This is a genomic window from Nocardia sp. X0981 (assembly GCF_977089955.1).
The window spans coordinates 3,793,565-3,816,359 of sequence record NZ_OZ372435.1 but is presented as its reverse complement, the minus strand read 5'-3'; the positions used below and the strand labels follow the sequence as shown (position 1 = coordinate 3,816,359).

Below are 22,795 nucleotides of genomic sequence, written 5' to 3'. Positions count from 1 at the left end.
GGGTGGCGGGCGGCGCCGGACCACCGACGGCGATCGCCTCCCCGGCCTCCGGAGAAGCCGCCGCGGTGAGCGTGGCGGCGGCCGGTTTTCCGATACGAGAGATCGTCACCGCGGCGAACGGGACGACCCGATCATCACCTACTTGATATTGCTCTTCATCTGTTCGAGGTCCACCAGAATCGGATACCCGCTCACGCTGAGCGCGTTTCCGTGACCGGTGGAATGGATATCGAAAACGGATTGGATCGCGGCGTAGAAACCCTGGACGTCGAGCGTCTGGTTCACCGCGCGCTTGGCCTGCCGCAAACCGAAGGGTGGCATCCGCGCGATCTGAGCGGCCACCTCCGCGGTTTTGGCCGGCAATTCCGCCAGTGGCACCACCATATTGACCATGCCGGTCTGTTCGGCCTCCCGCGCCGTGACGGGCCGGCCGGTGAACAGGATCTCCTTGGCCTTCCGGTGCCCGAGTTCCCAGGTGTGACCGTGGTATTCGACCCCGCCGATACCCATCATGGCCACCGGGTCGGAGAACAGCGCGTTATCGGCCGCGATGATCAGATCGCACGGCCAGCACAGCATCAGCCCACCGGCGATGCACCGGCCCTGCACCGCCGCGATCGACGGTTTGGGCACATTGCGCCACCGCAGCGTGTATTCCAGATAGCGTCGGCTCTCGTTCCGGTAGATCCAGTCGAGGGTGAGTTTCTCCGGCTTCGGCCAGCTGTCGTCCTTCAGATCGTGGCCGGCCGAGAAATGTTTACCGGCGGCGTTCAGGACGATCACCACGACCTCGTCGTCGGCGGCGGCCCGGGTCCAGGCGGCATCGAGCTCGTCCAGCAGGGCGGAATTCTGCGCATTGGCGGCCTCGGGCCGGTTCAGGGTTATCGTCGCGATCTTGTCGGCGACCTCGTAGTCGATATACGGCAAAGCTGTGCTCCTCGATTCCGGGAAGCCCCGGGCGCCGGGCCCGGGGCTGGTATTCCGTGTACTGCGCCGCCCGGAGACCGGGCGGACCGGCCGCCGCGCGGGCGCGATCCCATGATGTCGCCGATCAGCGCCGGGCCGCGCGGTATTCCGCCGCGACCACCGCCCGGTGCACGGCCGCGCCCCCGAACAACAGTTCGCCGGCCTTGGCCCGTTTGATCGCGAACTGCAGATCGTTTTCCCAGGTGAAGCCCATGGCCCCGAAAAGCTGTACACCGTGACGGAAGACGACGGACTGGCATTCACCCGCCGCGGCCTTCGCCATCGCCGCCGCCAGCCGGCGCCGCGGATCGTTCTCCGCGAGGCACAGCGCCGCGAAATATCCCAGCGCCCGCGCCCGTTCGATGGCCACGTGCATATCGGCGGCCTTGTGCTGCACCGCCTGGAACGCACCGATCGGGGTATCGAACTGCCGCCGGGTACGCACATGTTCGAGCACGAGGTCCAGGACACGCTGGCAGGCACCGACCGTGGTGAGGGCCAGTCCGGTCAGGGCGAGCTGGTGGGCGCGGCGCGGGTCCGCGGCGCACCGGTCGCCGTCGGTCACCCACACATTGTCGACGGTGACCTCGGCCAGGTGCAGCACCGGATCGAATATCTCGAGCCGCCGGGCGCTCACCGCGTGTGCGGGCACCACGAACACACCCGCGTCGGTCACCACGGCCAGCCGGTCGCAGCGGTCACCGTCGAGTACCTGATCGGCGGTTCCGCGCAGCAGCCAGCCGTCACCGTCACGGCTGGCGGTGACACCCGCGAACACGGCCGCGCCGGTCCCCTCCGCGGCGACGAAACCCCCTGCGAGCGGGGCGAACTGGGTCATCGTGGCAAGATACGGTGTCGGATCGGTGGCCCGGCCCAATCCCTCGAGCACGATACCGAGTTCCACGGTCGCCGCCGGCTCGACGAGTTCGGTCCAGCCGAGTTCGACATAGGTTTCCCAGAGCCGGCCCGGGTCGGCCCCGGCGTCCACGATCTCCCGGATCACCGAGGCCGGACACTCCTTGGCGGTGACCTCCCGGACCGTCTCGCGCAGCAGCCGCTGATCGGCGTCGAACTCGAAGAGCATTCGGGCTGCCTCCTGAGGGCGGGTTGCGTTCCATTTAGGAGAATATCATTCTCTTTAGATGAAATTAATAGTCTCCCCACTGGCGCGAACACGGGACGTGCCTGCCCAGACATGGGACATTCTCCGGTACAGTGCATTCATGTTCTCCACATACGGGATCGATGAGATCGGACGGGCCGGCCGGTGACCAGCCCGAGCGAGGAACCGGCCTGGAAGCAGCGCGCCGTCGAGCGCTCCATTCGCACCGCGAAACTCCGCGCCGAACAGCGGGTTCAGCGGTTTCTCGATGCCGCCCAGGCGATCATCACCGAGAAGGGCACCACCGATTTCACGGTCCAGGAGGTCGTGGACCGGTCGAAGCAGTCGCTGCGCAGCTTCTACCTGCAGTTCGACGGTAAGCACGAGCTGCTGCTGGCACTCTTCGAGGATGCCCTGAGCCGCACCGCGGACCAGATCCGCGCCGCCGCCGCGGGCAAGGACGACGCCCTCGACCGGCTCCAGCTCGCCGTGGAACTCCTCTTCGAGTTGTGCCGCCCGGACCCCACCGCCCAGCGTCCCCTCTTCACCGATTTCGCACCCCAGCTGCTGGTCAGCCACCCTGCCCAGGTGAAGGTGGCACATACTCCGCTGCTGACTCTCTTCACCGAACTGATGGTGGATGCCGACAAGGCCGGACTACTACGCGCCGATGTCAATCCGCGCCGGATGGCGGCCATGGTGATGCAGACGGTCATGTTCACCGCACAGTCCAACGGCGGAATCGATGACGAGACGTCGTATCCGATCTCCGCCGAGGAGATCTGGGAATTCTGCGCCCAGGGGTTCGCCCGCCGAAGCTAGCCGAGAACAAGGTTCTCCAGAGAGGAGATACGGGTTTACACTCGGTGTATGCCCGATCTCTGGACCGACCTCCTCGCCTGTATGGACCTACGCCTGCGTCCGTCCTCATCGCACCCCGGTGCGGACGACCCGGCACCCTCCCCGGATCCACAGGCCACCCTGTCGGTATTCGAGGGCCCCAACCAGGAACTCGAGTACCACCGGCTGTTCGGCGGCCAGTTGCTGGCGCAGTTCCTGCGTGCGGCCGTTTTCGCCTGCCCGGACAAATCGGTGAAATCCGTGCACGTGATCTTCGCGCGCGAGGGCAAGAGCGACGCACCGGTCTACTACGTGGTGCAACCCCAGCATCGCGGCCGCTCCTTCGCCACCCTGACCATCGTCGCCCGCCAGAAGGGCGAGGTGATCGCCACCGCACTGGTGTCGATGACCGTGATGGAGGAGGGTCCGGTGAGCCAGGAGATCGCATCGGTACCTCCGGTCCCGGGCGCCGAACGACAGGTGGAGATCGGGCTGATCCCGTGGGAGACCCGCTCGCTCACCGATCTGAACGACAAGGCGGCCGGTCCGGCCCAGTACGACCTGTGGATGCGCACACCCGAGGTGGGCCCCGAAATGGCCCCGGGGCTGGTGGCCTACGCCTCCGACCTCAATGTGATCGGCACGGTGCTGCGCGCGGTGGACGGTTTCGACCACAGCGGTAACGGCACCGCGTTCACCTCGGCCACCACCTCGCACACCCTCTGGTTCCACCGCCCTTTCCGCTGCGACAACTGGCTGCTGCTGCGGCACAACGGGCCGGTCATGGCACACGGCCGCGCCTACGGCCGCGGTGATGTGCTCACCGCCGACGGCACTCTGGTGGCCTCCTTCGCGCAGGAGGCCCTCCTGCGTTTCCGCCCCTGAGTCGCCCCATACGCGCGTCACGATCTCCGGTATGCGCGGGGACCGGGCGGTGCCGCGGTTCCGGACCGTCCGGCGTTGCAGTGCGCGGGCGGATATCCGCATCCGGTGTGCATTCCGGAATGAACACCGGAAGGTTCGATGTTGATCGAACCGCGCACACGGGAAAGGACCAACAGCGCCGCAATGACAGCCATACCCGAAACCCCCGGGGCCTTCCGATCCTACGAATGACCGGATCAGGCCCACACTTTGAAAGGTAGGACACCTCATGATGCCCACCGAGAAGTTTCGATTCGACGGCAAGGTCGCCCTGGTCACCGGCGGCAGCAGTGGTATCGGAGCGGCCTCCGCCCGGCGGCTGCTCGCCGAAGGCGCGCAGGTGATCATCACCGGCCGGGGTGAGGACCAGCTCGCCACCGCGGCAAGGGAAATGGATGGTGGTGACCGCCTGCTGACGGTCCGCGGCGACGTCGCCGATACCGCGGACCTCGACTTCCTCATGGAACGAATACGGAGCCGCTATGGCCGGCTCGATGTACTCTTCGCCAATGCCGGGACCGCGGCCTTCGTCCCCACCTCGGAGATCACCGAGACGGAATTCGACCGCGTGATCGCCACCAACTTCAAGGGCGTCTTCTTCACCATTCAGAAGGCTCTGCCGCTGCTGTCCGAGAACAGCGCGATCGTGGTCAACTCGTCGTGGGCGGTGCACCGCGGTGTACCGGACGCGTCCCTCTACTCGGCTACCAAAGCTGCCACCGGGAACCTTGCGCGATCACTCGCGGCCGAGCTGGCGCCACGCCGGATCCGGGTCAACTCGATAAGCCCCGGCTATATCGAAACCCCTTCGTACACCGCGAATGTTTCCGACCGGGCACAGTCCGCGGCCGTTTCGACGGTCGCGGCGGGCCGGCTCGGCACGCCGGCGGATATCGCCGCCACGGTCGCCTTCCTGGCCTCCCCCGAAGCCTCCTATATCAACGGCCAGGACCTGCTGGTCGACGGGGGACTGATCACCGCTGTTCCCGCCACCATGGTCTGACCGGGCGCCCGCCGCGCTGCCCGCGCCGCCGGCATCGACTGTCACCACGCCCGGTGGTTCCGCGGCTCACGGTGCCAGCAGTTCCGCTGCGGTGTAGGGATCACGCCGCCCGGCGGCGACCTCGGCGGCGAGAAGATCGAGGCCGGGATGGGAGCGCAGCCTGCTGTGCGCGAGCGACAGGATCTGTGAACGGGCGCGGGCGGCCCGGCGTTCCGCGGTATCGGCGCGGTGATGATCGTCGATGGCCGCCACCAGCTCGGGGATACCGGTACCGGTGGTGGCGACGGCGGTGTGGATCGGCGCGCCGGATTCCGCCCGCAGATCGCGGACGGTTTGTTCGGCGCCCGGCCGGTCGGCTTTGTTCACCAGCAGCAGATCGGCGACCTCCAGCAGTCCGGCTTTCGCCGCCTGCACCGCGTCTCCGGCGCCCGGGGTCAGCACCACGACGGTCGGATCGGCCACCGCGGCGATCTCGGTCTCCGACTGCCCGACCCCCACCGATTCGATGACCACGAGATCGTAGGACAGGGCGGCCAGCAATCGGATCGCCGCCGGCACAGCGGCCGACAACCCACCCAGATGGCCCCGCGTGGCCATCGAGCGGATGAGTACCCGCGGATCGTCGATATGGGCGGCCATCCGGATCCGGTCGCCGAGCAGAGCGCCGCCGCTGTAGGGCGAGGAGGGGTCCACGGCCAGTACGGCCACTCGCAGGCCCTGCGCGCGGTAGACCGTGACCACCGCGGCGATGGTCGTGGATTTACCGGCGCCGGGAGGGCCGGTGAACCCGAGCACCCGGATCGGCGCGGGCGCCAACAGTTCCAGCACCTCCTCGCGCCGGTCGCCCTCGATCAAGGTGAGCAGCCGGCCCGCCGCCCGTACCGACCCGGCGCGGGCTGCGGTGATCAGTGCCATGGCGCCGGCTGCGGTCTGGTGCGGACCGGGGCCGGCGGTGTCTCGATTCTTCACTCCACCGCCCCTCCGCTCCCCCGCGTCGTCACTCCGGAACTCTCACGGCGCGGCGACCTCGAGGACTGTCGCCGACCCCATTCCACCGCCGGCGCACATGGCGACAAGCGCCAGTCCACCGCCGCGCCGGCGCAATTCGTGCACCGTGGTGACGATCATCCGCGCGCCGGTGGCGGCCACGGGATGCCCGAGAGAGCAGCCGCTACCGTTCACGTTCACCAGGTCCGGGTCCAGATCCAGCGCCCGGACGGCCGCGATCGGTACCGACGCGAACGCCTCGTTGATCTCGAACAGCTTCACCTCGCCCAGCGAGATACCGGCCTTCCGGGCGGCTTTCGTGATGGCCTCGATGGGCGCCAGGCCGGTATCGGCGGGGTCCACCCCCACCGAGGCCCAGGACCGGATCGTGGCCAGGGCCGGCAGACCGAGTTCGTCGCTGGCGACGGTGAGCAGGGCGGCTCCGTCGTTGGCGCCGGCCGCGTTGCCCGCGGTGATCGAGAATCCCTCGATCTCGGGGTGCAGTACCTTCAGCGACGCGAGCTTTTCCAGGGTGGTCGTGCGGCGGGGATGTTCGTCCACCGCGAACTGCCCGAACGGGGTATCGATCGGTACCACCTCGTCGGCGAACCGGCCCTCGTCGATCGCCGCGACCGCATGGCGATGCGACCGCAGCGCCCAGGCGTCCAGCTCCTCCCGGGAGATACCGGATTTCACCGCGGTGTTCCAGCCGACGGTGATCGACATGTCCAGGTTCGGCGCGTCCGGCCGGTCCGGATGCGACGGTGAGGTCCACGGATCGGCCCATTCGCCGGGACCGGTGCGGAACCGCGTCCTGGGCGCGGTGGAGTCCGCGTTCACCCCACCGGCGAGAACCAGCCGGTCCATTCCGGCCCGGATACCGGCCGCCGCGGTCTGCACGGCCGCCATCCCGGCCGCACAGTGCCGGTTGTGCGCCAGACCGGGCACACCGGTGAGTCCCGCGGTGATCGCGGCGTGCCGGGCGATCACTCCGCCGCCGTACCGGCCCTCACCCAGGATCACATCGTCGACGGGCGCATCGGTTTCCAGCTGTTTCGTCGTCGCCTCGACCACACGGTGGGCGAGGTCGAAGGCGGTGGTTTCGCGCAGGGTTCCCTTCACGGCGGTACCGATCGGGGTGCGCAGCGCGGATACGATCACGGCTTCAGGCATCAGTTCTCTCCGGTTTCCCCCACGTCGACGATCTTGCCGATATACATGAGAATAGTATTCTCTCAATTAGAGAGCGGTAATCGCAAGAGAGGGTGTCGGTATGCAGATCGAGGGAAGTTCGGCGATTGTCGTCGGTGGCACGGGCGGCCTGGGCGAGGCCACGGTCCGGCGCCTGCACGCGGCCGGCGCCAAGGTCGTGGTGGCCGATATCGCCGACGACAAGGGCGAACAACTGTCCGACGAACTCGGTATCCGCTATGTGCACACCGACGCCACCAGCGAGGAGTCGGTCCGGGCGGCCGTAGCGGAAGCGAAATCCCTCGGCCCACTGCGCATCTCGGTCGATACGCACGGCGGCCCGGCGAGCGGAGGCCGGCTGGTGGGTAAGGACGGTTCGCCGCTGGCCCTCGACGGATTCCGCACCACCATCGAGTTCTATCTGATCGCGGTGTTCAACGTGATGCGGCTGTCCGCCGCGGCCATCGCCGAATCCGAACCCACCGCAGAGGGTTCGCGCGGAGTCATCGTGAACACGGCCTCGGTCGCCGGATACGAAGGCCAGATCGGCCAACTGCCCTACTCCGCGGCCAAGGGCGGCGTGATCGGGATGACCCTGGTCGCGGCCCGCGATCTGTCCCCGCTCGGCATCCGCGTGGTGACCATCGCCCCGGGTACCTTCAACACCCCCGCCTACGGCAAGGCAGCCGACCAGCTCGAGCAGTACTGGTCCCCGCAGATCCCGTTCCCCAAGCGGATGGGCCGCTCCCCGGAGTACGGGCAGCTGGTGCAGTCGATCGTGGAGAACGACTACCTCAACGGCGAAGTCATCCGCCTCGACGGTGCCCTGCGTTTCCCGCCGAAGTGAGCGAGCCCGCACCCCCGGTGCGGCGTCCGGGATGGACCGGCGCAGTCGCTATCTCGGCCCGGCCCCAGACCTGTGTCCGGACGATATCGCGGTGAACTGCTCGATCCCCTTCCGGAGGTCATCCCGAAGGTCGGCACACCGCGCCCGCCGACACCGCACTCGCTCTTCCGAAAGCCTTCTCCGAGCGATCCTCACCGAAGTTCGGCGCTGTCCGCAGCGGGAACCGCGGCGACTTCGCCGGACCGGGCGCGGGCGTGGATCCATTGCTGATAGGTCTCGTGCCGGAACTGATAGGCGATGCCGTTGACCCGGAGCAGGCCATTGCGGCGGGCCCAGTCGAGGAACAGGCCGGGTTTCTTCGGGAAATCCTTCGTAAATAGGAAAACGATTGCGGCGACGTAGAACCGGCCTGTCGCGATCCCGAACGCGAGCCCGCCCCCGAGCCCAGCTGTGAGGCCGCCCGCCATCCCGAACGCGAGGCCGGTGTCGAACCCGGCCGGAAGCCCGGTGTTCAGCCCGAACAGGAGCCCGACCACGAGACCGAAGGCAACGGCAGTAACGGCTGCGGCTCGGGCGTCGTCGCGAATAAGTCGCCGCTCGTCGACCACGAGAGCCAATCGTTCTTCCGGATCGACTCTGAGCCCGACCATGAGTCCGGTCGCGAGCCCGCCCACGAGCCCCACTGCGAGCCCGCCCATGAGCCCGACCGCGGGCCCGACCGTGAACCCGGCGATGAGCCCGCCCATGAGCCCGCTCCCGAGCCATTCTTTCCAGCGGGATCTGCCGGGCACGCTCCAAGCCACACGAGCCGGGAGAGAGGCTGGGCTGCGCCACGCCACGAGCCCGCCGATGAGCCCGCCCATGGACGCGGACCCGAGCCCGAGCACGAGCCCGACCACGAGCCCGCGCGCGAGCCAACCCGCAAGCCCGAAGCCGAGCCCGGCCGTGACTCCCACCAGGAGTCCGACCGCGATCGCGTGCAGGGCGCGGGCGGATCCGGCGATTTCCCAGATTTCGTCGAGTCTGATGGCGGTGCCGTCTCTGCCGGAGTGGCGGCGCCGCCGGAGGCATCGGGCCAGGGACTGCAGCCACTTCTCGACGTTGTCGCTGGTGTAGTCGCGGTACTTCTCGCTACCACCGGTCGTTGCGACAGCGGCGGGAACCTGTGCGGCGAAAAGGATTCCGCGAACGGCATCGATATCGGTACAGGCGATGAGCCGTGCGGCGGTGTCCGGTCTGTCGCTCAGGGTGGTAATGGTGAGATCGAGCAACCAAGGGTTCTTCAGTGCCTCGGTCAAGGGGCCGTCGCGGTGGTCGCGGAGATGGTTCGTGAGATCGGCCCAAGCCGTGTCGCGGGTGCCGATATCGTGCTCGTAGCTGGTGAGGTGGTCTATCACCAGTTCGGTGGGCAATTTCTGCAGGGTGATCGTGGTGGCACCGTGCAGTCCGTTGTCCCGACTGATATCGGTCAGGCGCTCGAATTCGGTGGATCGGCACAGGACCACGACGGGCCGGTGCCTCCACGGAGCGTGATTGAGCCGATACAGCAACGCGCGAGCGCGGGGTCTGTCCTCGTCGTCGGGGTCCATTTCGTCGAGGCCGTCGATCACGGGCAGGATCAGGCCACGTTCGACCATTTCCTGGGCGACGTTGGCGGGCAGGCGGTAGTCGATGCCGAGCCGGGTGGTCAGCCACCGGTCCAGTTCCGCTCTGCCGTCCCAGCCCGCGGCATTGACCCGCACAGGTACCGGTTCCTCGGCGCGCTGTCCTTCGGCGATATCCCACCGTTTGTCCAGGAGCTTGGTCACCAGATAGGTGGCGGCCACCGTTTTGCCGCTCCCCGCCTTACCGAGTACGACCAGCCGGTGCCGGTGTCTTTCGGGCGGCAACACGAAGTAATCGGCGATCTTCCCGACCTCGGCGCTCTTCAGGGCCTTATTGCCTCGGCGGGGTTGCGGAGCGGCGGTGAACTTCACGTTCATGAACGAACGGCCCTCGGCCCGTAGCTCCCGCTGTAACCTTTCCTCTTCTTCCTTGACCTTGCCGGCCAATCGATCCGACAGCAGCGCGATCGATTCTCGCTCGGTACTCGGCCGCCACATCCGGTACACCTTCTGCCCCGGCCCGAGCACGACCCCGAGTATCCGGACCCAGAACCCAGCGTCTACACCCGTCACATGTATCAGACTGCCATCCAAGCTCTTTCGACACCCGTGATTCGGTTCGAATACATGCATCGGGCAGGTGCGCCGCAGGATCACGGGAGCCTGCTGCGCTTTCCCTGCCCGAAATGAGCGGATCCCCCGGCAATTCGATCGTGAACCCTTGCGGCACAAGGGTATCGAAGTTCATCTCGTACTCGCCGGCCACATCGGAGATGTGCCAGGATACCGGCATGCCCGAGCCCGGATATGTTTCGCTGTCCACCCCGCGGCGGCAATGGAAGACCGAGCGCTACTGGATGCCCCTCATGGTGAGCACACTGCTGGCGGGATTCCTGTTCGCCGACACCACAACGCCACCCGCCGCCGCCGATCCCGGCGGGCGACCGTCGGTGCTCGCACACCGCGGCATGGCACAGACCTACCCCATGGACGGTATCGAGGCGGACACCTGCACCGCCTCGCGTATCAACCCACCGGTCCACGGCTACCTGGAGAACACCATTGCCGGGATCCGGGCCGCCTTCGACGCAGGCGCGGATCAGGTGGAGTTCGACGTCCACTGGACCGCCGACGACAAATTCGCGGTCTTCCACGACTGGACACTCGACTGCCGCACCGACGGCACCGGCACCACCCGTGACTACACCATGGACGAACTGCGGAAACTCGATATCGGATACGGCTACACCGCCGATGGCGGCAAAACCTATCCTTTCCGGGGGAAAGGTGTCGGTCTCATGCCCACCCTCGAGGAAGTACTCGCCGCCTTCCCCACCCAGTCGCTGCTGATCGATATCAAGAGCAACGATCCCGCGGAAGGCGCGGCCCTGGCCGAGCAACTGGCCGGGGAGAACTCGGACCGGCTCACCGTCTACGGCGGCGACAAGCCGATCGCAGCCATCCGCGAACGCCTGCCCGATATGCGCGTCATGTCCAAGCAGATCATGGTCGACTGCCTGGGCGGGTACGAGGCGGTGGGCTGGGCCGGCGCGGCCCCCGCCGCCTGCCACCACACGCAACTGCATATTCCCGAGGGCTACGTGCCCGTGCTGTGGGGCTGGCCGGAACAGTTCGCCGAACGCATGGCCGACGCGGATGCCAGAATCGTGCTGGTCGCCGGTTCCGGCGGTTTCTCCGAGGGCTTCGACACTCCCGAATCCCTCGACCGGATACCTCCGGGATTCACCGGTTTCGTCTGGACCAACCGGGTCGACACCATCGCGGCAGCGCTCCGGTAACCACCAGCGCGGCGATATGAGCGGGGCGCCGGGGCCGGCCGCGATGCTCACAGACGTGGCGTGAGCTGCTCGCGATTCGATGGTGATATGTGCCTCGAAATCACCGCGAACAGATGCTGTTCGACCTGTGTCACAACGCGATCGAACCAGAGGGCAGCGACAACATCGGCCGGGGAGAGTACTCGCCCCGCAGGACGGTACCGGGATCACCGGTACCATCCCATGCCCGGAATCCCTGTCGGCTACCTACTCGTCATCCGGCTGGGGCGCTCGATCCCCGGACGGCCGATAGATGCCGGCGGAAGCGTCGAACACCAAACCGGTGGTATCGATGAAATCGGCCGATCGGTGCTCCGGCGTGTGGACCGTTATGCCCGCGAACTCGGCATCCACCACCGCCCGCAGCCGATCGATATCGGCCCACTCTTCCTCGGCCGATTCCACTTTGACCCGGTCCACCTCGCACCAGCCCAGATGGATCACGAAGCGCACCGTCGTTCCGGTCTGATGCAGCGCCCGGACGCGCACATAATCGAAATTGCTGTGTTCGCCGTCGTAGAGGTAGGCCTCGATCGGCTCGCCGAACTCTTCGCATTCGGCCTGCGCGCCTTCGAGCTCACGCCACGACGATACGGCGAACGGGATCGACTCGATATGGAATTCCACCCCGGAATCCCCGTTCGGCCAGCCGTCGAAGTAGATCTTCCACGTCAGCTCCGGCGCACCGGTCTCCTGGTTCTCCGAGAGAACTCCTTCCCATGTCGATTCGGTTACCGGCCGGAATTCCGGCCACGGGTGGTACTCACAGGCTGGTGCGTCCATCCGCTCAGCATAGAGAGCGGAAAACCAATGGCCACTGCGGTATTCGTCCCCCGGAAGCTACTTCTTCCCCGAGTCGAGCCGGGCGATCGTCGTGTGGAAATCGTCGGTCTGGAACGACTGGTACTCCGCGGTGGTGGCGTAGTCCAGAGTGGCCGCCACCGATTTCTCGAGCTGTATGTTCAGGACCCGCTTGGTCGCTTCCACCGCTTGGCGGGGCATTCCCGCGATCCGCTTCGCGCAGGCCAGCGCCTCCGCCAGCGGATCGGCCACCACATGATTGGCCAGACCCATCTCCCGCGCGCGTTCGGCCGGGATACGCGCACCGGTGAGCGCGTACTCCTTGGCCAGCAGCAGACTGGTGTGCAGCGGCCAGGTCAGCGGGCCACCGTCGGCAGCCACCAGCCCGACCTGCACATGGGGGTCGGCGAGGTAGGCGGTTTCGGCGATGTAGACGATATCGCTGAGCGATACCAGGCTGCAGCCGAGACCGACGGCGGGCCCGTTGACCGCGGCGACCACCGGGACCCGGCAGCGCGCCATCCCGAGCACGATATCGCGACCGTGCGCGATGGTCTTCTCGCGCAGCACCGTATCGCGGCCCAGCTCCGCCAGGTACGCGAAATCGCCGCCCGCGGAGAACGCCTTGCCGGCGCCGGTGAGCACCGCAGCCCGCGCCTCGTGGTCTTCGGCGAGCCGGGGCCACAGCCGGGCCAGCCCGGTGTGCAGCGCATCGTCGACGGCATTGAGCGTGTCCGGGCGGTTGAGGGTGATGATCCGCAGCGGCCCGTCGGCGCGGACGTCGATTTCCGGCGGCATATCGTACATTTCAGGCTCCCAATCCGAGGATGCGCGCGGCGACGATGTTCTTCTGGATCTGCGATGTCCCGCCCATCACGCTCTGCGCGCGGCTGTAGAGGTAGGCACCGAACATCTCCTGGTCGCCGGTGCCCGCCACGGCGAGCGCGGCATGCCCGACCGACTGGTCGACCCAGGTCATGAGCAGTTTGTCCAGCGACCCCTGCGGACCGTGGGTCACCCCGTCCAGTTGTTCGGACAGCCGCCGGCGCACGTGCAGCCGCAGCATCTCCGCCTGCACCGCGGCCCAGGCGAGTTCGCCGGGGACCGCGCCTTCGGTACGCGCGGCCAGCTGGCGCACCAGCTTCCCGTAGCGCGCGGCGTATCCGAGGGTGGACGGTTCGCGTTCGTGCCCGACCACGGTCATGGCCAGTTGCCAGCCCTCCCCGGGCGCGCCCACCATCTGATCCGCGGGTACTCGGGCACCGTCGAAGAGGACCTGCCCGAATTCGGTGGTCACCCCGCTCATCATCTCCAGCGGTCGCTGCCACACCCCGGGCTGTTTCATCGAGAGCACGAATGCCGAGATCCCCTTGTGCCGGGGGGCGGCGGGATCGGTGCGGGCCAGCAGCAGACACCAGTCGGCCACATCGGAATAGCTGGTCCAGATCTTGTGGCCGTGGATCACGTACTCGTCACCGTCGCGGGTGGCGGTGGTGGTGAGGGAAGCCAGATCCGATCCGGCGCCCGGTTCGCTGAAACCCTGGCACCACCGCTGACTCCCGTCGATCATGCCGGGCAGGAAGCGGCGGCACAGTTGCGGGCTCGCGTGCCGGCCGAGGCCCTGGATCAGATAGCCGAGGCTCGGCCGCGGCGGCGCTCCCGCGAGCGCCAGTTCCTCGTCCAGGATCACGTCGTACACCGGCGGCAGTTCCCGGCCGCCGTATTCCCGGGGCCAGGACAGCCCGAAGAATCCGGCCCGGTACAGCTCGGCATGCCATTCGCCCTGCCGGGCCCAGTACTCGTCACCGGAGGTCGGGTATTTTCCCGCCACCTCGGCGAGCCAGTCGCGCAGGCGTTCCCGGAACGCCGCCTCCTCCGGGGAATCACGAAAGTCCACGACCGGCCTCCTCCAGGCGTACGGGGAACAGTTCGGCAGACACCAGCGCCCGCCGCAGATACACGTGCGCCAGGCATTCCCAGGTGTTACCGATCCCCCCGTGCACCTGGATCGCGGTTTCACATACGGTGCGGGCGGCGCGCGCGGCATAGATCTTGGCGATCCGCGCGGCCCGCAGCGCCGCGGCGGGTTCGAGTTCGTCGACGGCCCAGGCGGCATGCCACAGCACGCTGATCGAGCCCTCGATCAGGGCCTCGCTCTCCGCCAGCAGATGCCCGATCGCCTGATAGGAGCCGATCGTCTTCCCGTACTGCGCCCGGACTTTCGCGTAGTCCACCGCGAGCCGCTGCGCGCCACGCGCCGCGCCCACCAGATCGGCGCAGGTGGTGGCGATGGCCAAGGCCAGCCAGCGGTCCCGGTGTCCGGGGGAGATATCGGCGCGCGATTCCCACGGACCCGCGGCCGCTCCTGCGGCCCGGGTGAGATCCGCCCCCGCCACCTCGTCTCCGACCGGCCCGGCGAACACCCCACTGCCCTCCAGCTTCAGCACCCGGTCGCAGCCGGCCGCATCGATCGCGACCCCCGCGTGCGCGACCGTCCACCGCGCGGTGTCTCCGTCGAGCCGGCCCTGTAGATCGTCGGCGAGAACCGGTCCCAGGAACGGGACGTCCACCAGACCCCGCGCGAATTCCTCGGCCACGATCGCCACCTCCACCCCGGAGGCGCCGTCGGAACGCAGTTCCCGAAAGCCCGTACCCGTCACCGCTTCCTCCAGCCGGGCGCGGCGCCGGGCGTCCGCGAGATCGGATACCGAACCCGGTCCGAGCTCGCCGGCCAGTTTCGCCGCGGCGTCCCGTAGTTGCCGCTGTTCACTCGTCGGCCGGACGTCCATACCGCTCCTTCAGCACTCGCCGCAGTACCTTGCCGGACGGCAGACGGGGGATCTCGTCCACGAACCACACCCGCCGCAACCGCTTGTAACCGGCCAGCCGCTCCCGCACGGTCGTCATCAGTTCCTCGGCCGTCACCGGCGCCGAGGTCGCGACGGCGGCCATGATCGCCTCCCCGTTCGCGCCGTCGGGCACCCCGAACACCGCGCAGTCGGCGACCGCGTCGTGGCCGTGCAGTACGGCCTCGATCTCCGCCGGAGCCACCTGGAACCCGCGGACCTTGATCATTTCCTTGGACCGGTCGGTGAGCCGCAGCCAGCCGTCGGAATCCAGATTCCCGACGTCGCCGGTGCGGTACCAGCCGTCGTCGAACGCCCCCGCGGTCGCCGAATCGGGCAGGTAGCCGGCCATCACCGACTCGGCACGCACCTGGATCTCCCCGTCCACCCCCGGCGCCACCGGCTTCCCGTCGTCCAGCGACACCACCCGTACCCGCACCCCGGGCACGGGTTCACCCACCGAATCCAGCCGCGATGAGCCGATCGGATTGCAGGCGATCACCGGGAGTTCGCTCGCCCCGTAGGCGGGCAGCCACGTCACGCCGGTGCGCCGGGTGACGGTTTCGGCGACACTGGCCGTCACCGGGGTCGCGCCCCACATGATGTAGCGCAGGGAGGAGAGGTCGTAGCTCTCCAGATCCGGATGCCGCGCCATGGCCAGCGCGATCGGCGCCACCGCCATCTCGATGGTGATCTTGTCTGTTTCGATGGTCCGCAGCACCTGTTCCAGCTCGAATCGCTGGTGTAGCCGCACCCGGGCGCCGCATTCGAGGGCTGTGACGATATTGAGGATGCCGAGAATATGCGACGGTGGGGTCGCCACCTGGATCCGGTCGCCGGGCCCCAACCGCAGGGCATCGCGCCAGTGCCGCACCGCCGCCGCGAACGAGGCATGCGTATGCCGCACCGCCTTCGGCAGTCCGGTGGTACCGGAACTGAACACGAGCACCGCATCGCCGCCGGGGTCGGGCGCGGCGAAGCTCCGGGTGGCCGGCGGTACCCGATCGTCCAGAGAGATCATGTCCATGAGCTCGGCCAGCACCGGGTGATCGCCGAGCGCGTGCCGGGCTTCCGTGATCTCCAGCGCGTGCGCGACCTCGGCACGTTTCCACGCCGGGCTCAGCAGCACGACGGCGGCCCCCAGCCGCCAGACGGCCAGGACGGCGGTCACGAATTCCGGCCGGTTGGAGGACATCAGCGCCACCCGCTGCCCGGCCGCCACGCCGCGCTCCGCGAGCACCTCGGCCAGGCCGTCCGCCGCCGCGTCCAGCTCGGCGCGGGTGTACTCGCGCTCCGCGAAGGCGAGTACCGTGGGACCCGTCATCCGCGTTCCCCGATCAGATCACACTTCATGGCCGTTCCTATCCGAATTTGAGAATATCATTCTCGCCTGGATAGAATCTTAATACCAGAAGGAGGAGGCCATGGCGAGACCACCGTTGTTCCGGCGCGCGAAGGTGATCCGGATCGTGCGGGAGACACCGGACACCCGCACCTTCGTGCTGGAACCGCACGACGGCCCCTTCTCCTATCAGGCCGGCCAGTTCTGCACGTTCAAGGTGGTCGTCGCCGGCAAGCCGTACTTCCGCTCGTACTCGATGTCCAGCTGCCCCCACACCGACACCGAATTCACGACCACCGTCAAACGCGTACCCGGTGGCCTGGTCTCGAACTGGATGCACGACAACCTCGGCGAAGGCGACGAGGTCGAACTGACGCTGCCCACCGGCCGGTTCTGCCTGCGCGAAGGCGACGCCCCGGTGCTCGGCTTCGCCGGCGGCAGCGGCATCACGCCGATCATCTCCCTGGCCAAAACCACCCTCGCCACCACCGGCCGCACCGTCCGCCTGCTGTGCGCCGATCGCGACCGCGCCTCCGCCATCTTCGAAACCGCCCTCGCGGAACTGGCCGCCCGCTACCCCGGCCGCCTGACCGTCCTGCGGCACCGCGACGACGAACACGGTTACGTAGACGCCGCGAAGGTCCTCGCATTCGTGGGCCCCCACACCGCCGGTGACGCCTATATATGCGGCCCGGAACCCTTCATGGAACTCGTCGAGAACGCGCTACCGGGCCCGGGCCGGATCTTCTCCGAACGTTTCGGCGGCGGCCCGGCCAAACCGGCCCCACCCGCGGCCGACCCGCCGAAACCCGCTGCGGCACCGGCGAACACCGTCGCGACCGCACCTCCCGCCGCGGCGAGCACCGAGGAGGGCACGGTGACCATCTTCCTCAACCGGAAGAAGAAGTCCGTCCCCCGCCGCGACGGCGAAACCCTGCTGGAAAGCGCCCGCCGGGCCGGACTGGCACCCCCGTTCTCCTGCGAATCCGGCAACTGCGCCACCTGCATGGCCAAACTCACCGAGGGCAAGGCGACCATGCGGGTCAACGACGCCCTCACCGACGACGACCTCGACGAGGGCTACATCCTCACCTGCCAGGCGGTCCCCGACACCCCCTCGGTGACGGTCCGCTACGAATGATCCGGTGCAGCCGGTGTCCCGCGCTTTGCGCTCCCGGTTGTCGGGCAGCCTCGGATACATGCCCCTTGCCGAGGTCGATTCCTCACATGCTGCCGTTGAGGACCGCTGAATGTGCGGGCTGCGCCGAACCAGCGCGGCAAGCGCTCGGGCAGGTTCTCCTGCTCGTCGCCGCACCCTACGATGTGGCCGTCGTGGCGGAGCAGGACGGCAGATGCCCCTATTCCGGTGTTCCCACGAGTTGATCCAGAGCCCGTAGGATTCGCTCGAAGTCGCTCACCGACCGCTGGCCGAACTCTGGATCTTCCCCCTGCAGCAGGTCGACGGCCTGCGCTTCGACCGCAAACCCGTGACGATGCTTCTCTTCCATCACCCGGCTCGGCACGAGCACCCAGTTCCGGCGAGAAGTATCGAACAACCAATCGACCTCGCGGCTGTCGGCCTCGACGATGCCGCGCAGCCCGGCCGCAAATTCCACCGGCCGAGGCTCGGAGAACCGCCAGACCACGAGCGGTGGCCTCGCCCTCCCGTCGCCATCGATCCCCCCGACGTGGCGATACCACTCCACTTTGCCGAAGTTCTTCAGCAACATGATGAATTCGCGCGATCTCATTTACCCCACCATCTTTATCCAGCTCCGATTATCACCCATGATCGCCTTCACCATCGCTCGAGTGGCACGGGCGTCGGCCTGCGCCGCAAGGCCCGTACCGAGAGCTGAATCCCGTGCGTTCAGCAGCTTTACCAGCGGTTTTCTGTAGTACTCGGGCGCGGCGTCAGAGACGCGGAACCGAAACGGTGCCTGCACCGTCAAAGTAGGTTGTCAAGCAGGGCACCGATCGGTGCAAGAGGGGGAGTCGAGTTGAAGATATGTGTACTTGTGACGGCCGTGGCCGCGGCAGCGTTACCGATCATGGGATTGACGCCGAGTCCGGTGGCTCATGCATCCTTCCCGTGGGGCGCGTGCGGAGCCAGCTCGCCGGAGGACAAGGTCGTCACGACCTTCGGTGAATGGAAGCTGCTCTGCGGTAACGACAGGAGCGGATACCGACATATCCAACAACGGCATATGAGCGACTGGGAGAACCTGGCGGCAATCGAGGGCCGGAACTGGCGGGACATTGCCGATATGGCGATGTCCAAGGCCCACGACGCCCCGGACTGGCACGGCCCGGTCCGCGATGGCAAGTATTGTCATACCGGGCAGATCTACCTGGTGAATCGTGCTACCGGAACCATAGCCAAAACCGTTCAGCCCACCGTGATAGTGAACGCGAACGGCGTGATCGTTACCGCATCCCCCGGAGGAGGCTGTGATGGCAGAGCCTGAGCCCAGCGTCGACGAACTCATCGAATCGGTTATTCGCGCCGGCACCGAAGCCGGGTACCGAATCAGCCGCGGCGACGTAGGCAGGCTGCAAGTCACCGCCACCGTCGGGGGACCGGTCGCTCCTCCGCTGAAGTTCCGGTTCACCGAGCAACAGCTTCGCGACTACTACACAAGCGTCACAGCGGACACCGGGAAGCCCGGCGGGGCGAGCACTCAGTGGGAGACGTGGATGCTGTTGATGTCGACGCATCTCAGCGAGGCCGTATACAAGGCCGGTACGATCGCCGGGCCCTGCGAAATCGTGATCGATAAGGGGGGATTCTGGATCGAACGCACATAGCCGAGCGACCGCCCGGCTCGAACTGTTCCGAACGAGATACGGCGCGGCCCACGTAGATTTCCGCGCGGCCGGTTCGACTGACCAGTCCCCGATAACGCGAGCACCCGGTTTCAGAGTCGGTGTCGTTTGATCGGTGTTCAGTTGATGTCGCAGCCCACCGGATGGTGGGTGTGGGTGCAGGCCGCAGCGTACTCGGCCGGGGTCCGGTAGCCCAGCGCCGAATGCCGGTGCCGGTGGTTGTGCTCATGCTTGAAATCGGCGATCACCACCCGCGCCTCGAGCAGGCTGGTCCAGTGGTTGCGGTTCAGGCACTCCACCCGCAGGCGCCGGTTGAACGATTCCACGTAGCCGTTGTTCCACGGGGTGCCCGGCGGGATATAGCTGATCCCGACCCGGTCGTTGCAAAACGATCGCAGCGCTGCTGAAATCATTTCCGGCCCGTTGTCCAGGCGCAGCACCTTCGGTGTCCCGTGGACAGCGAATACCCGCTGCAGCTGAGCATTTTCCTGCACGGGACAAGGCTCGAGTATGTGGCGTGCCGGACGGCGGCGTTGTTGTTCATGGCGGAGTGGCGTAACCGGCAGGCAGGCTCGGTCACATTGCTCCACGCCTCCACGGCCGGGACGCCACGGTTGCCCTGCGAACGGCTCTACCTGGACCGCGGATGACGGGTGAGGTAACCGGCCCGGTTCGCTCGACCGCAGGTGTGGTTCTGGTCCGGAGTCGCGTAGGTCACAATTACGTCCACTCTGTCACACAGTGCCCGCAGTGAACCTCTTCGGTCGCGAACACAATGGAACGGCTGAGGAGGTTCACCATGGCGGCTACGCCGCAGCATGCCGTCGACGAGGCGGTCACGGATCGGTTTCTCGGCTACCGCGAACTGTTGTTCTCGGTGGTCTACACCATGCTCGGCAGCGTTGCCGACACCGAGGATGTGCTGCAGGAGGTGTGGCTGGCGTGGGCGGCTCGGCATCGGCGCCCCGAGGCCGAGCCGGTCGAGAACCCCCGTGCCTACCTCGTTCGGGTCGCGGCGAACACCGCACTGGCCCGGCGGGCCGAACTGAACCGTAGGCGCGAGACCTATGTCGGTCAGTGGTTACCGGAGCCGTTGGTGGCCGGCGACGACGCGAGCACGGCGCTCGAGCACACCGAGTCGTTGTCGATGGCGTTGCTGGTGGTGCTGGAGACCCTGTCCCCCCTGGAACGCGCCGTATTCGTCTTGCACGACGTGTTCGGGTTCGATCATCCGGAGATCGCGCGGATCCTGGATCGCTCCCCGGCCGCCGTCCGGCAGCTGGCCAGCCGCGCCCGCCGCCACGTCCATACCCGCCGGCCGCGCCGGAAGGCCGAGCCGGAGGTGCATGCCCGGGTCACCGAGCGGTTCGCTGCCGCCGCCCTGGGCGGTGACCTACCGGCGTTGCTGGAGGTGTTGGCGCCGGAGGTGACCCTGTGGACCGATGGCGGAGGTAAAGGTCCGGCGACCAGCCTGCGGCCGGTCCGGGGGCGCGACGCGGTCGCCGCGCTGTTCGTGTCGGTCGCCGCAACCCTGCCCGCGGGACTGGACATCCGCTACCGCCGGGCCGGGGACGATCCGTGTGCGCTGGTGTTCACCGGAGACAGCCCGCTCGCCGTGGTCGTGGTGGACCTCGCGCCCGGAGAAGACCGCATCACCGGTATCTACTCGATCACCAACCCCGACAAGCTGAGCGGAATCCGGTGACCGCCGTATCGTCCCCGGCCTCCGCGCAACGCGCCCCCGCGAGATGGCCGGTCTTTTCGTTGCGCGCCGCGACAACCGGCGTGGCCGTGCTGGTCCTGATGCAGGCCGCGCTGGCGGGCAGCTTCTTGTCCGGCGGTTTCGAAGCGCTGGCCGCGCATGCCCGCAACGGCGGCCTCACCGGTCTGCTGCTCGTCGTGCAGACGATCGCGGCGATCACCTGTGCCCGGATGCGTCTGACGACCTGGCGGCCGGTGCTGACGAGTGTGGTGCAGCTGGTGATCGTGGGGGTGTTGTTCCCGCTGGGTGAGGAGCGGATCCTGGTCGCCCATGTGCCCTTGGCGGTACTGCTCACTGTGGGGGTGCTGCAGACCACCTACGCCGCCTGGTGGCAGACCCCGAGGGAACCGGAGGGATCGCGATGACGCGGCGGATGACGCGGCGCGGGTTCCTCGGTACGGCGGCGACGGTCGCCGGGGTGGCCGCTGCCGGCTGGGCCGGTGGCGCTCACCTGCTGGTACCCGGGCGGCCGGAACTCGTCCTGCCCAGTGAGCTACCGCTACCGCCCCGTTTCCGGTCACCGCTACCGATACCCCGGGTGCTCGACCCGGCCCGGCAGGAGGCCGACGTCGACTATTACGAGATCACCCAGCGGATCGCCGAACTCGAGATCGTCCCCGGCTACCGGACCCCGGCCTGGACCTACGATGGAAGTTTCCCCGGACCGACCATCGTGACCCGCTCGGGCCGCCGGACAGTGGTGCGCCATCGCAACGAACTGCCCCGGCCCACGGTGGTCCACCTGCACGGCGGACACACCCCGGCCGACAGCGACGGATACCCGATGGATGTGACGCTGCCCGTGGGGCAGGGGCACTCCGCGGCGCACTCCGGGCACACCGGCCTCCGGACGGTCGCCCACGGCCACCGCGACTACAGCTATCCGAACGCCCAGCGCGCGGCGACGCTCTGGTACCACGACCACGGTCACGGTGTCACCGGATACATGGTGTGGCAGGGGCTCGCGGGCTTCCATCTGATCCGCGACGAGGAGGAAGACGCCCTCGGCCTGCCCGGTGGGAAGCACGATATTCCGCTCATGATCACCGACCGCTCCTTCGCCGCCGATGGATCGTTCCGCTACCCCCTCGCCGATCCACGGCTGCACGCCCACGGCGTCACCGAAAACTACATGAACGGTGTGCTCGGTGATGTCGTCCTGGTCAACGGCGCCCCCTGGCCCGTACTACCGGTGGAAGCGACCCGCTACCGATTCCGGCTGCTGAACGCCTCCAACGCCCGGCGCTACCGCCTGGAGCTGGACCCACCGCCACCCGGTGGTGCCGCTCTGGTGCAGATCGGCAGCGACGGCGGGTTGCTCACGCGCCCGCTTCCGCACGACAGCATCGACGCCGCCCCGGCCGAACGGTTCGATATCCTCGTCGATTTCGCCCGGTATCGCCCGGGCACCCGGGTGCGGCTGGTGAACCGGCTCGGCAGCGGTCCGGCCGGCGAGGTCATGTGTTTCGAGATCACCGGTCCGGTTCGCGATTCACCGCCGCTACCCGACCGTTTGAGCAGCGGCCCCGCGCCGGCCCCGGGCCGGGCGGTGACCACCCGCGATTTCCATTTCCAGCTCCGGCCCGACCACGGCTGGACCATCAACGGGCAGCCGTACGAAGCAGGTCAGGTGCTGGCACGTCCCCGCCTCGGCACCACCGAGATATGGCGTTTCGTCAGCGATTTCCGCCACCCGGTGCACATACATCTGGATCCGTTCGTGGTGCTGTCCCGCAACAATCGCGCACCCGGGCCGTTCGACTCCGGGTGGAAGGACACCATCGATATGAATCCCGCCGAAGCCGTCGAGATCGCCGTCCGGTTCACCGACCATCCCGGTAGCTACATGCTGCACTGCCACAACCTCGAGCACGAGGACATGTCCATGATGGCCGATTTCGTCACCGAGGAATGAT

The 22,795-nt window shown here is 67.6% G+C and carries 22 protein-coding genes and 1 pseudogene; 11 read left to right on the top strand and 12 right to left on the bottom strand.

What is annotated here, in order from left to right; translation table 11 throughout:
- Window positions 1–138: 138 nt before the first annotated feature.
- The gene (locus tag ACYR7D_RS17125) at window positions 139–927 is read right to left on the bottom strand and encodes an enoyl-CoA hydratase (RefSeq protein ID WP_459545577.1); all 789 of its coding nucleotides are present in this window, start codon (window positions 925–927) and stop codon (window positions 139–141) included.
- Window positions 928–1,051: 124 nt separating this feature from the next.
- Window positions 1,052–2,050 carry an acyl-CoA dehydrogenase family protein gene (locus ACYR7D_RS17120; protein ID WP_459545576.1) on the bottom strand — a complete coding sequence of 333 codons (999 nt, stop codon included), beginning with the start codon at window positions 2,048–2,050 and terminating at the stop codon, window positions 1,052–1,054.
- Between the two features lie 183 nt (window positions 2,051–2,233).
- Here ACYR7D_RS17120 and ACYR7D_RS17115 point away from each other — a divergent pair, with 183 nt between their 5' ends.
- From ACYR7D_RS17115 to ACYR7D_RS17105, 3 genes are all read left to right on the top strand, one after another.
- Complete coding sequence (locus ACYR7D_RS17115; RefSeq protein ID WP_459545575.1) at window positions 2,234–2,890, top strand: TetR/AcrR family transcriptional regulator; 657 nt, start codon at window positions 2,234–2,236, stop codon at window positions 2,888–2,890.
- A 48-nt stretch (window positions 2,891–2,938) separates the two neighbouring features.
- Complete coding sequence (locus tag ACYR7D_RS17110; RefSeq protein WP_459545574.1) at window positions 2,939–3,793, top strand: acyl-CoA thioesterase; 855 nt, start codon at window positions 2,939–2,941, stop codon at window positions 3,791–3,793.
- A 268-nt stretch (window positions 3,794–4,061) separates the two neighbouring features.
- Window positions 4,062–4,835, top strand: coding sequence for an SDR family NAD(P)-dependent oxidoreductase (locus ACYR7D_RS17105; protein WP_459545573.1), 774 nt, complete (start codon window positions 4,062–4,064; stop codon window positions 4,833–4,835).
- A gap of 66 nt (window positions 4,836–4,901) precedes the next feature.
- Here ACYR7D_RS17105 and ACYR7D_RS17100 read toward each other — a convergent pair whose 3' ends face one another.
- Both ACYR7D_RS17100 and ACYR7D_RS17095 read right to left on the bottom strand, forming a co-directional pair.
- Entirely contained in the window at window positions 4,902–5,750 is an 849-nt protein-coding gene (locus ACYR7D_RS17100) for an ArgK/MeaB family GTPase (protein ID WP_459550195.1), read from the bottom strand.
- A 96-nt stretch (window positions 5,751–5,846) separates the two neighbouring features.
- Entirely contained in the window at window positions 5,847–6,995 is a 1,149-nt protein-coding gene (locus ACYR7D_RS17095) for a thiolase family protein (RefSeq protein ID WP_459545572.1), read from the bottom strand.
- A 100-nt stretch (window positions 6,996–7,095) separates the two neighbouring features.
- Here ACYR7D_RS17095 and ACYR7D_RS17090 point away from each other — a divergent pair, with 100 nt between their 5' ends.
- Window positions 7,096–7,860 (top strand): SDR family NAD(P)-dependent oxidoreductase, encoded by a 765-nt coding sequence (locus ACYR7D_RS17090; protein ID WP_459545571.1) that lies wholly within the window; start codon window positions 7,096–7,098, stop codon window positions 7,858–7,860.
- Between the two features lie 191 nt (window positions 7,861–8,051).
- Here ACYR7D_RS17090 and ACYR7D_RS17085 read toward each other — a convergent pair whose 3' ends face one another.
- A complete protein-coding gene (locus ACYR7D_RS17085) occupies window positions 8,052–10,037 on the bottom strand; it encodes an NACHT domain-containing protein (protein WP_459545570.1) in 1,986 nt (661 codons plus the stop codon).
- A 218-nt stretch (window positions 10,038–10,255) separates the two neighbouring features.
- Here ACYR7D_RS17085 and ACYR7D_RS17080 point away from each other — a divergent pair, with 218 nt between their 5' ends.
- Window positions 10,256–11,263, top strand: coding sequence for a glycerophosphodiester phosphodiesterase family protein (locus tag ACYR7D_RS17080; RefSeq protein ID WP_459545569.1), 1,008 nt, complete (start codon window positions 10,256–10,258; stop codon window positions 11,261–11,263).
- A 246-nt stretch (window positions 11,264–11,509) separates the two neighbouring features.
- Here ACYR7D_RS17080 and ACYR7D_RS17075 read toward each other — a convergent pair whose 3' ends face one another.
- From ACYR7D_RS17075 to ACYR7D_RS17055, 5 genes are read right to left on the bottom strand one after another with little or no spacing between them, the layout of a single operon-like run.
- Window positions 11,510–12,085, bottom strand: coding sequence for a hypothetical protein (locus ACYR7D_RS17075; protein ID WP_459545568.1), 576 nt, complete (start codon window positions 12,083–12,085; stop codon window positions 11,510–11,512).
- 57 nt (window positions 12,086–12,142) lie between these two features.
- The gene (locus ACYR7D_RS17070) at window positions 12,143–12,910 is read right to left on the bottom strand and encodes an enoyl-CoA hydratase/isomerase family protein (RefSeq protein ID WP_459545567.1); all 768 of its coding nucleotides are present in this window, start codon (window positions 12,908–12,910) and stop codon (window positions 12,143–12,145) included.
- 1 nt (window position 12,911) lies between these two features.
- Window positions 12,912–14,000, bottom strand: coding sequence for an acyl-CoA dehydrogenase family protein (locus tag ACYR7D_RS17065; protein WP_459545566.1), 1,089 nt, complete (start codon window positions 13,998–14,000; stop codon window positions 12,912–12,914).
- Window positions 13,987–14,892 carry an acyl-CoA dehydrogenase family protein gene (locus ACYR7D_RS17060; protein ID WP_459545565.1) on the bottom strand — a complete coding sequence of 302 codons (906 nt, stop codon included), beginning with the start codon at window positions 14,890–14,892 and terminating at the stop codon, window positions 13,987–13,989. The genes ACYR7D_RS17065 and ACYR7D_RS17060 overlap by 14 nt, the downstream gene beginning before the upstream one ends.
- A complete protein-coding gene (locus tag ACYR7D_RS17055; protein WP_459545564.1) occupies window positions 14,870–16,273 on the bottom strand; it encodes a class I adenylate-forming enzyme family protein in 1,404 nt (467 codons plus the stop codon). Before ACYR7D_RS17055 ends, ACYR7D_RS17060 begins: the two co-directional genes overlap by 23 nt.
- A gap of 100 nt (window positions 16,274–16,373) precedes the next feature.
- On the opposite strand from ACYR7D_RS17055, the gene ACYR7D_RS17050 reads away from it, so the two are divergent.
- Window positions 16,374–17,432 (top strand): 2Fe-2S iron-sulfur cluster-binding protein, encoded by a 1,059-nt coding sequence (locus ACYR7D_RS17050; RefSeq protein ID WP_459545563.1) that lies wholly within the window; start codon window positions 16,374–16,376, stop codon window positions 17,430–17,432.
- Window positions 17,433–17,649: 217 nt separating this feature from the next.
- Here the strand turns inward: ACYR7D_RS17050 and ACYR7D_RS17045 are convergent, their stop codons facing one another.
- A complete protein-coding gene (locus ACYR7D_RS17045; protein WP_459545562.1) occupies window positions 17,650–18,042 on the bottom strand; it encodes a hypothetical protein in 393 nt (130 codons plus the stop codon).
- A 267-nt stretch (window positions 18,043–18,309) separates the two neighbouring features.
- On the opposite strand from ACYR7D_RS17045, the gene ACYR7D_RS17040 reads away from it, so the two are divergent.
- Window positions 18,310–18,759: a hypothetical protein gene (locus tag ACYR7D_RS17040; protein ID WP_459545561.1), complete on the top strand. Its 450-nt coding sequence runs from the start codon at window positions 18,310–18,312 to the stop codon at window positions 18,757–18,759.
- Complete coding sequence (locus ACYR7D_RS17035; RefSeq protein WP_459545560.1) at window positions 18,746–19,099, top strand: hypothetical protein; 354 nt, start codon at window positions 18,746–18,748, stop codon at window positions 19,097–19,099. The genes ACYR7D_RS17040 and ACYR7D_RS17035 overlap by 14 nt, the downstream gene beginning before the upstream one ends.
- Before the next feature lie 137 nt (window positions 19,100–19,236).
- Here ACYR7D_RS17035 and ACYR7D_RS17030 read toward each other — a convergent pair.
- Window positions 19,237–19,599 (bottom strand): annotated as a pseudogene (locus ACYR7D_RS17030) (integrase core domain-containing protein); the annotation flags it as partial.
- A gap of 317 nt (window positions 19,600–19,916) precedes the next feature.
- On the opposite strand from ACYR7D_RS17030, the gene sigJ reads away from it, so the two are divergent.
- Genes sigJ through ACYR7D_RS17015 form a run of 3 tightly spaced genes read left to right on the top strand, consistent with a single transcriptional unit; the run spans window position 19,917 to window position 22,794 of the window.
- Window positions 19,917–20,822, top strand: coding sequence for an RNA polymerase sigma factor SigJ (gene sigJ, locus ACYR7D_RS17025; RefSeq protein ID WP_459545559.1), 906 nt, complete (start codon window positions 19,917–19,919; stop codon window positions 20,820–20,822).
- Window positions 20,819–21,244 (top strand): hypothetical protein, encoded by a 426-nt coding sequence (locus ACYR7D_RS17020; RefSeq protein ID WP_459545558.1) that lies wholly within the window; start codon window positions 20,819–20,821, stop codon window positions 21,242–21,244. Before sigJ ends, ACYR7D_RS17020 begins: the two co-directional genes overlap by 4 nt.
- Entirely contained in the window at window positions 21,241–22,794 is a 1,554-nt protein-coding gene (locus ACYR7D_RS17015) for a multicopper oxidase family protein (protein WP_459545557.1), read from the top strand. Before ACYR7D_RS17020 ends, ACYR7D_RS17015 begins: the two co-directional genes overlap by 4 nt.
- Window position 22,795: the final 1 nt, after the last annotated feature.

What these genes read in the sequence shown, in the direction of transcription:
- sigJ (WP_459545559.1), top strand. Translation starts at nt 19,917, where the DNA reads ATGGCGGCTACGCCGCAGCATGCCGTCGACGAGGCGGTCACGGATCGG.
- ACYR7D_RS17090 (WP_459545571.1), top strand. Translation starts at nt 7,096, where the DNA reads ATGCAGATCGAGGGAAGTTCGGCGATTGTCGTCGGTGGCACGGGCGGC.
- ACYR7D_RS17100 (WP_459550195.1), bottom strand. Translation starts at nt 5,750, where the DNA reads ATGGCACTGATCACCGCAGCCCGCGCCGGGTCGGTACGGGCGGCGGGC.
- ACYR7D_RS17080 (WP_459545569.1), top strand. Translation starts at nt 10,256, where the DNA reads ATGCCCGAGCCCGGATATGTTTCGCTGTCCACCCCGCGGCGGCAATGG.
- ACYR7D_RS17070 (WP_459545567.1), bottom strand. Translation starts at nt 12,910, where the DNA reads ATGTACGATATGCCGCCGGAAATCGACGTCCGCGCCGACGGGCCGCTG.
- ACYR7D_RS17050 (WP_459545563.1), top strand. Translation starts at nt 16,374, where the DNA reads ATGGCGAGACCACCGTTGTTCCGGCGCGCGAAGGTGATCCGGATCGTG.
- ACYR7D_RS17035 (WP_459545560.1), top strand. Translation starts at nt 18,746, where the DNA reads ATGGCAGAGCCTGAGCCCAGCGTCGACGAACTCATCGAATCGGTTATT.
- ACYR7D_RS17015 (WP_459545557.1), top strand. Translation starts at nt 21,241, where the DNA reads ATGACGCGGCGGATGACGCGGCGCGGGTTCCTCGGTACGGCGGCGACG.
- ACYR7D_RS17105 (WP_459545573.1), top strand. Translation starts at nt 4,062, where the DNA reads ATGATGCCCACCGAGAAGTTTCGATTCGACGGCAAGGTCGCCCTGGTC.
- ACYR7D_RS17120 (WP_459545576.1), bottom strand. Translation starts at nt 2,050, where the DNA reads ATGCTCTTCGAGTTCGACGCCGATCAGCGGCTGCTGCGCGAGACGGTC.
- ACYR7D_RS17075 (WP_459545568.1), bottom strand. Translation starts at nt 12,085, where the DNA reads ATGGACGCACCAGCCTGTGAGTACCACCCGTGGCCGGAATTCCGGCCG.
- ACYR7D_RS17095 (WP_459545572.1), bottom strand. Translation starts at nt 6,995, where the DNA reads ATGCCTGAAGCCGTGATCGTATCCGCGCTGCGCACCCCGATCGGTACC.
- ACYR7D_RS17110 (WP_459545574.1), top strand. Translation starts at nt 2,939, where the DNA reads ATGCCCGATCTCTGGACCGACCTCCTCGCCTGTATGGACCTACGCCTG.
- ACYR7D_RS17055 (WP_459545564.1), bottom strand. Translation starts at nt 16,273, where the DNA reads ATGACGGGTCCCACGGTACTCGCCTTCGCGGAGCGCGAGTACACCCGC.
- ACYR7D_RS17060 (WP_459545565.1), bottom strand. Translation starts at nt 14,892, where the DNA reads ATGGACGTCCGGCCGACGAGTGAACAGCGGCAACTACGGGACGCCGCG.
- ACYR7D_RS17045 (WP_459545562.1), bottom strand. Translation starts at nt 18,042, where the DNA reads ATGAGATCGCGCGAATTCATCATGTTGCTGAAGAACTTCGGCAAAGTG.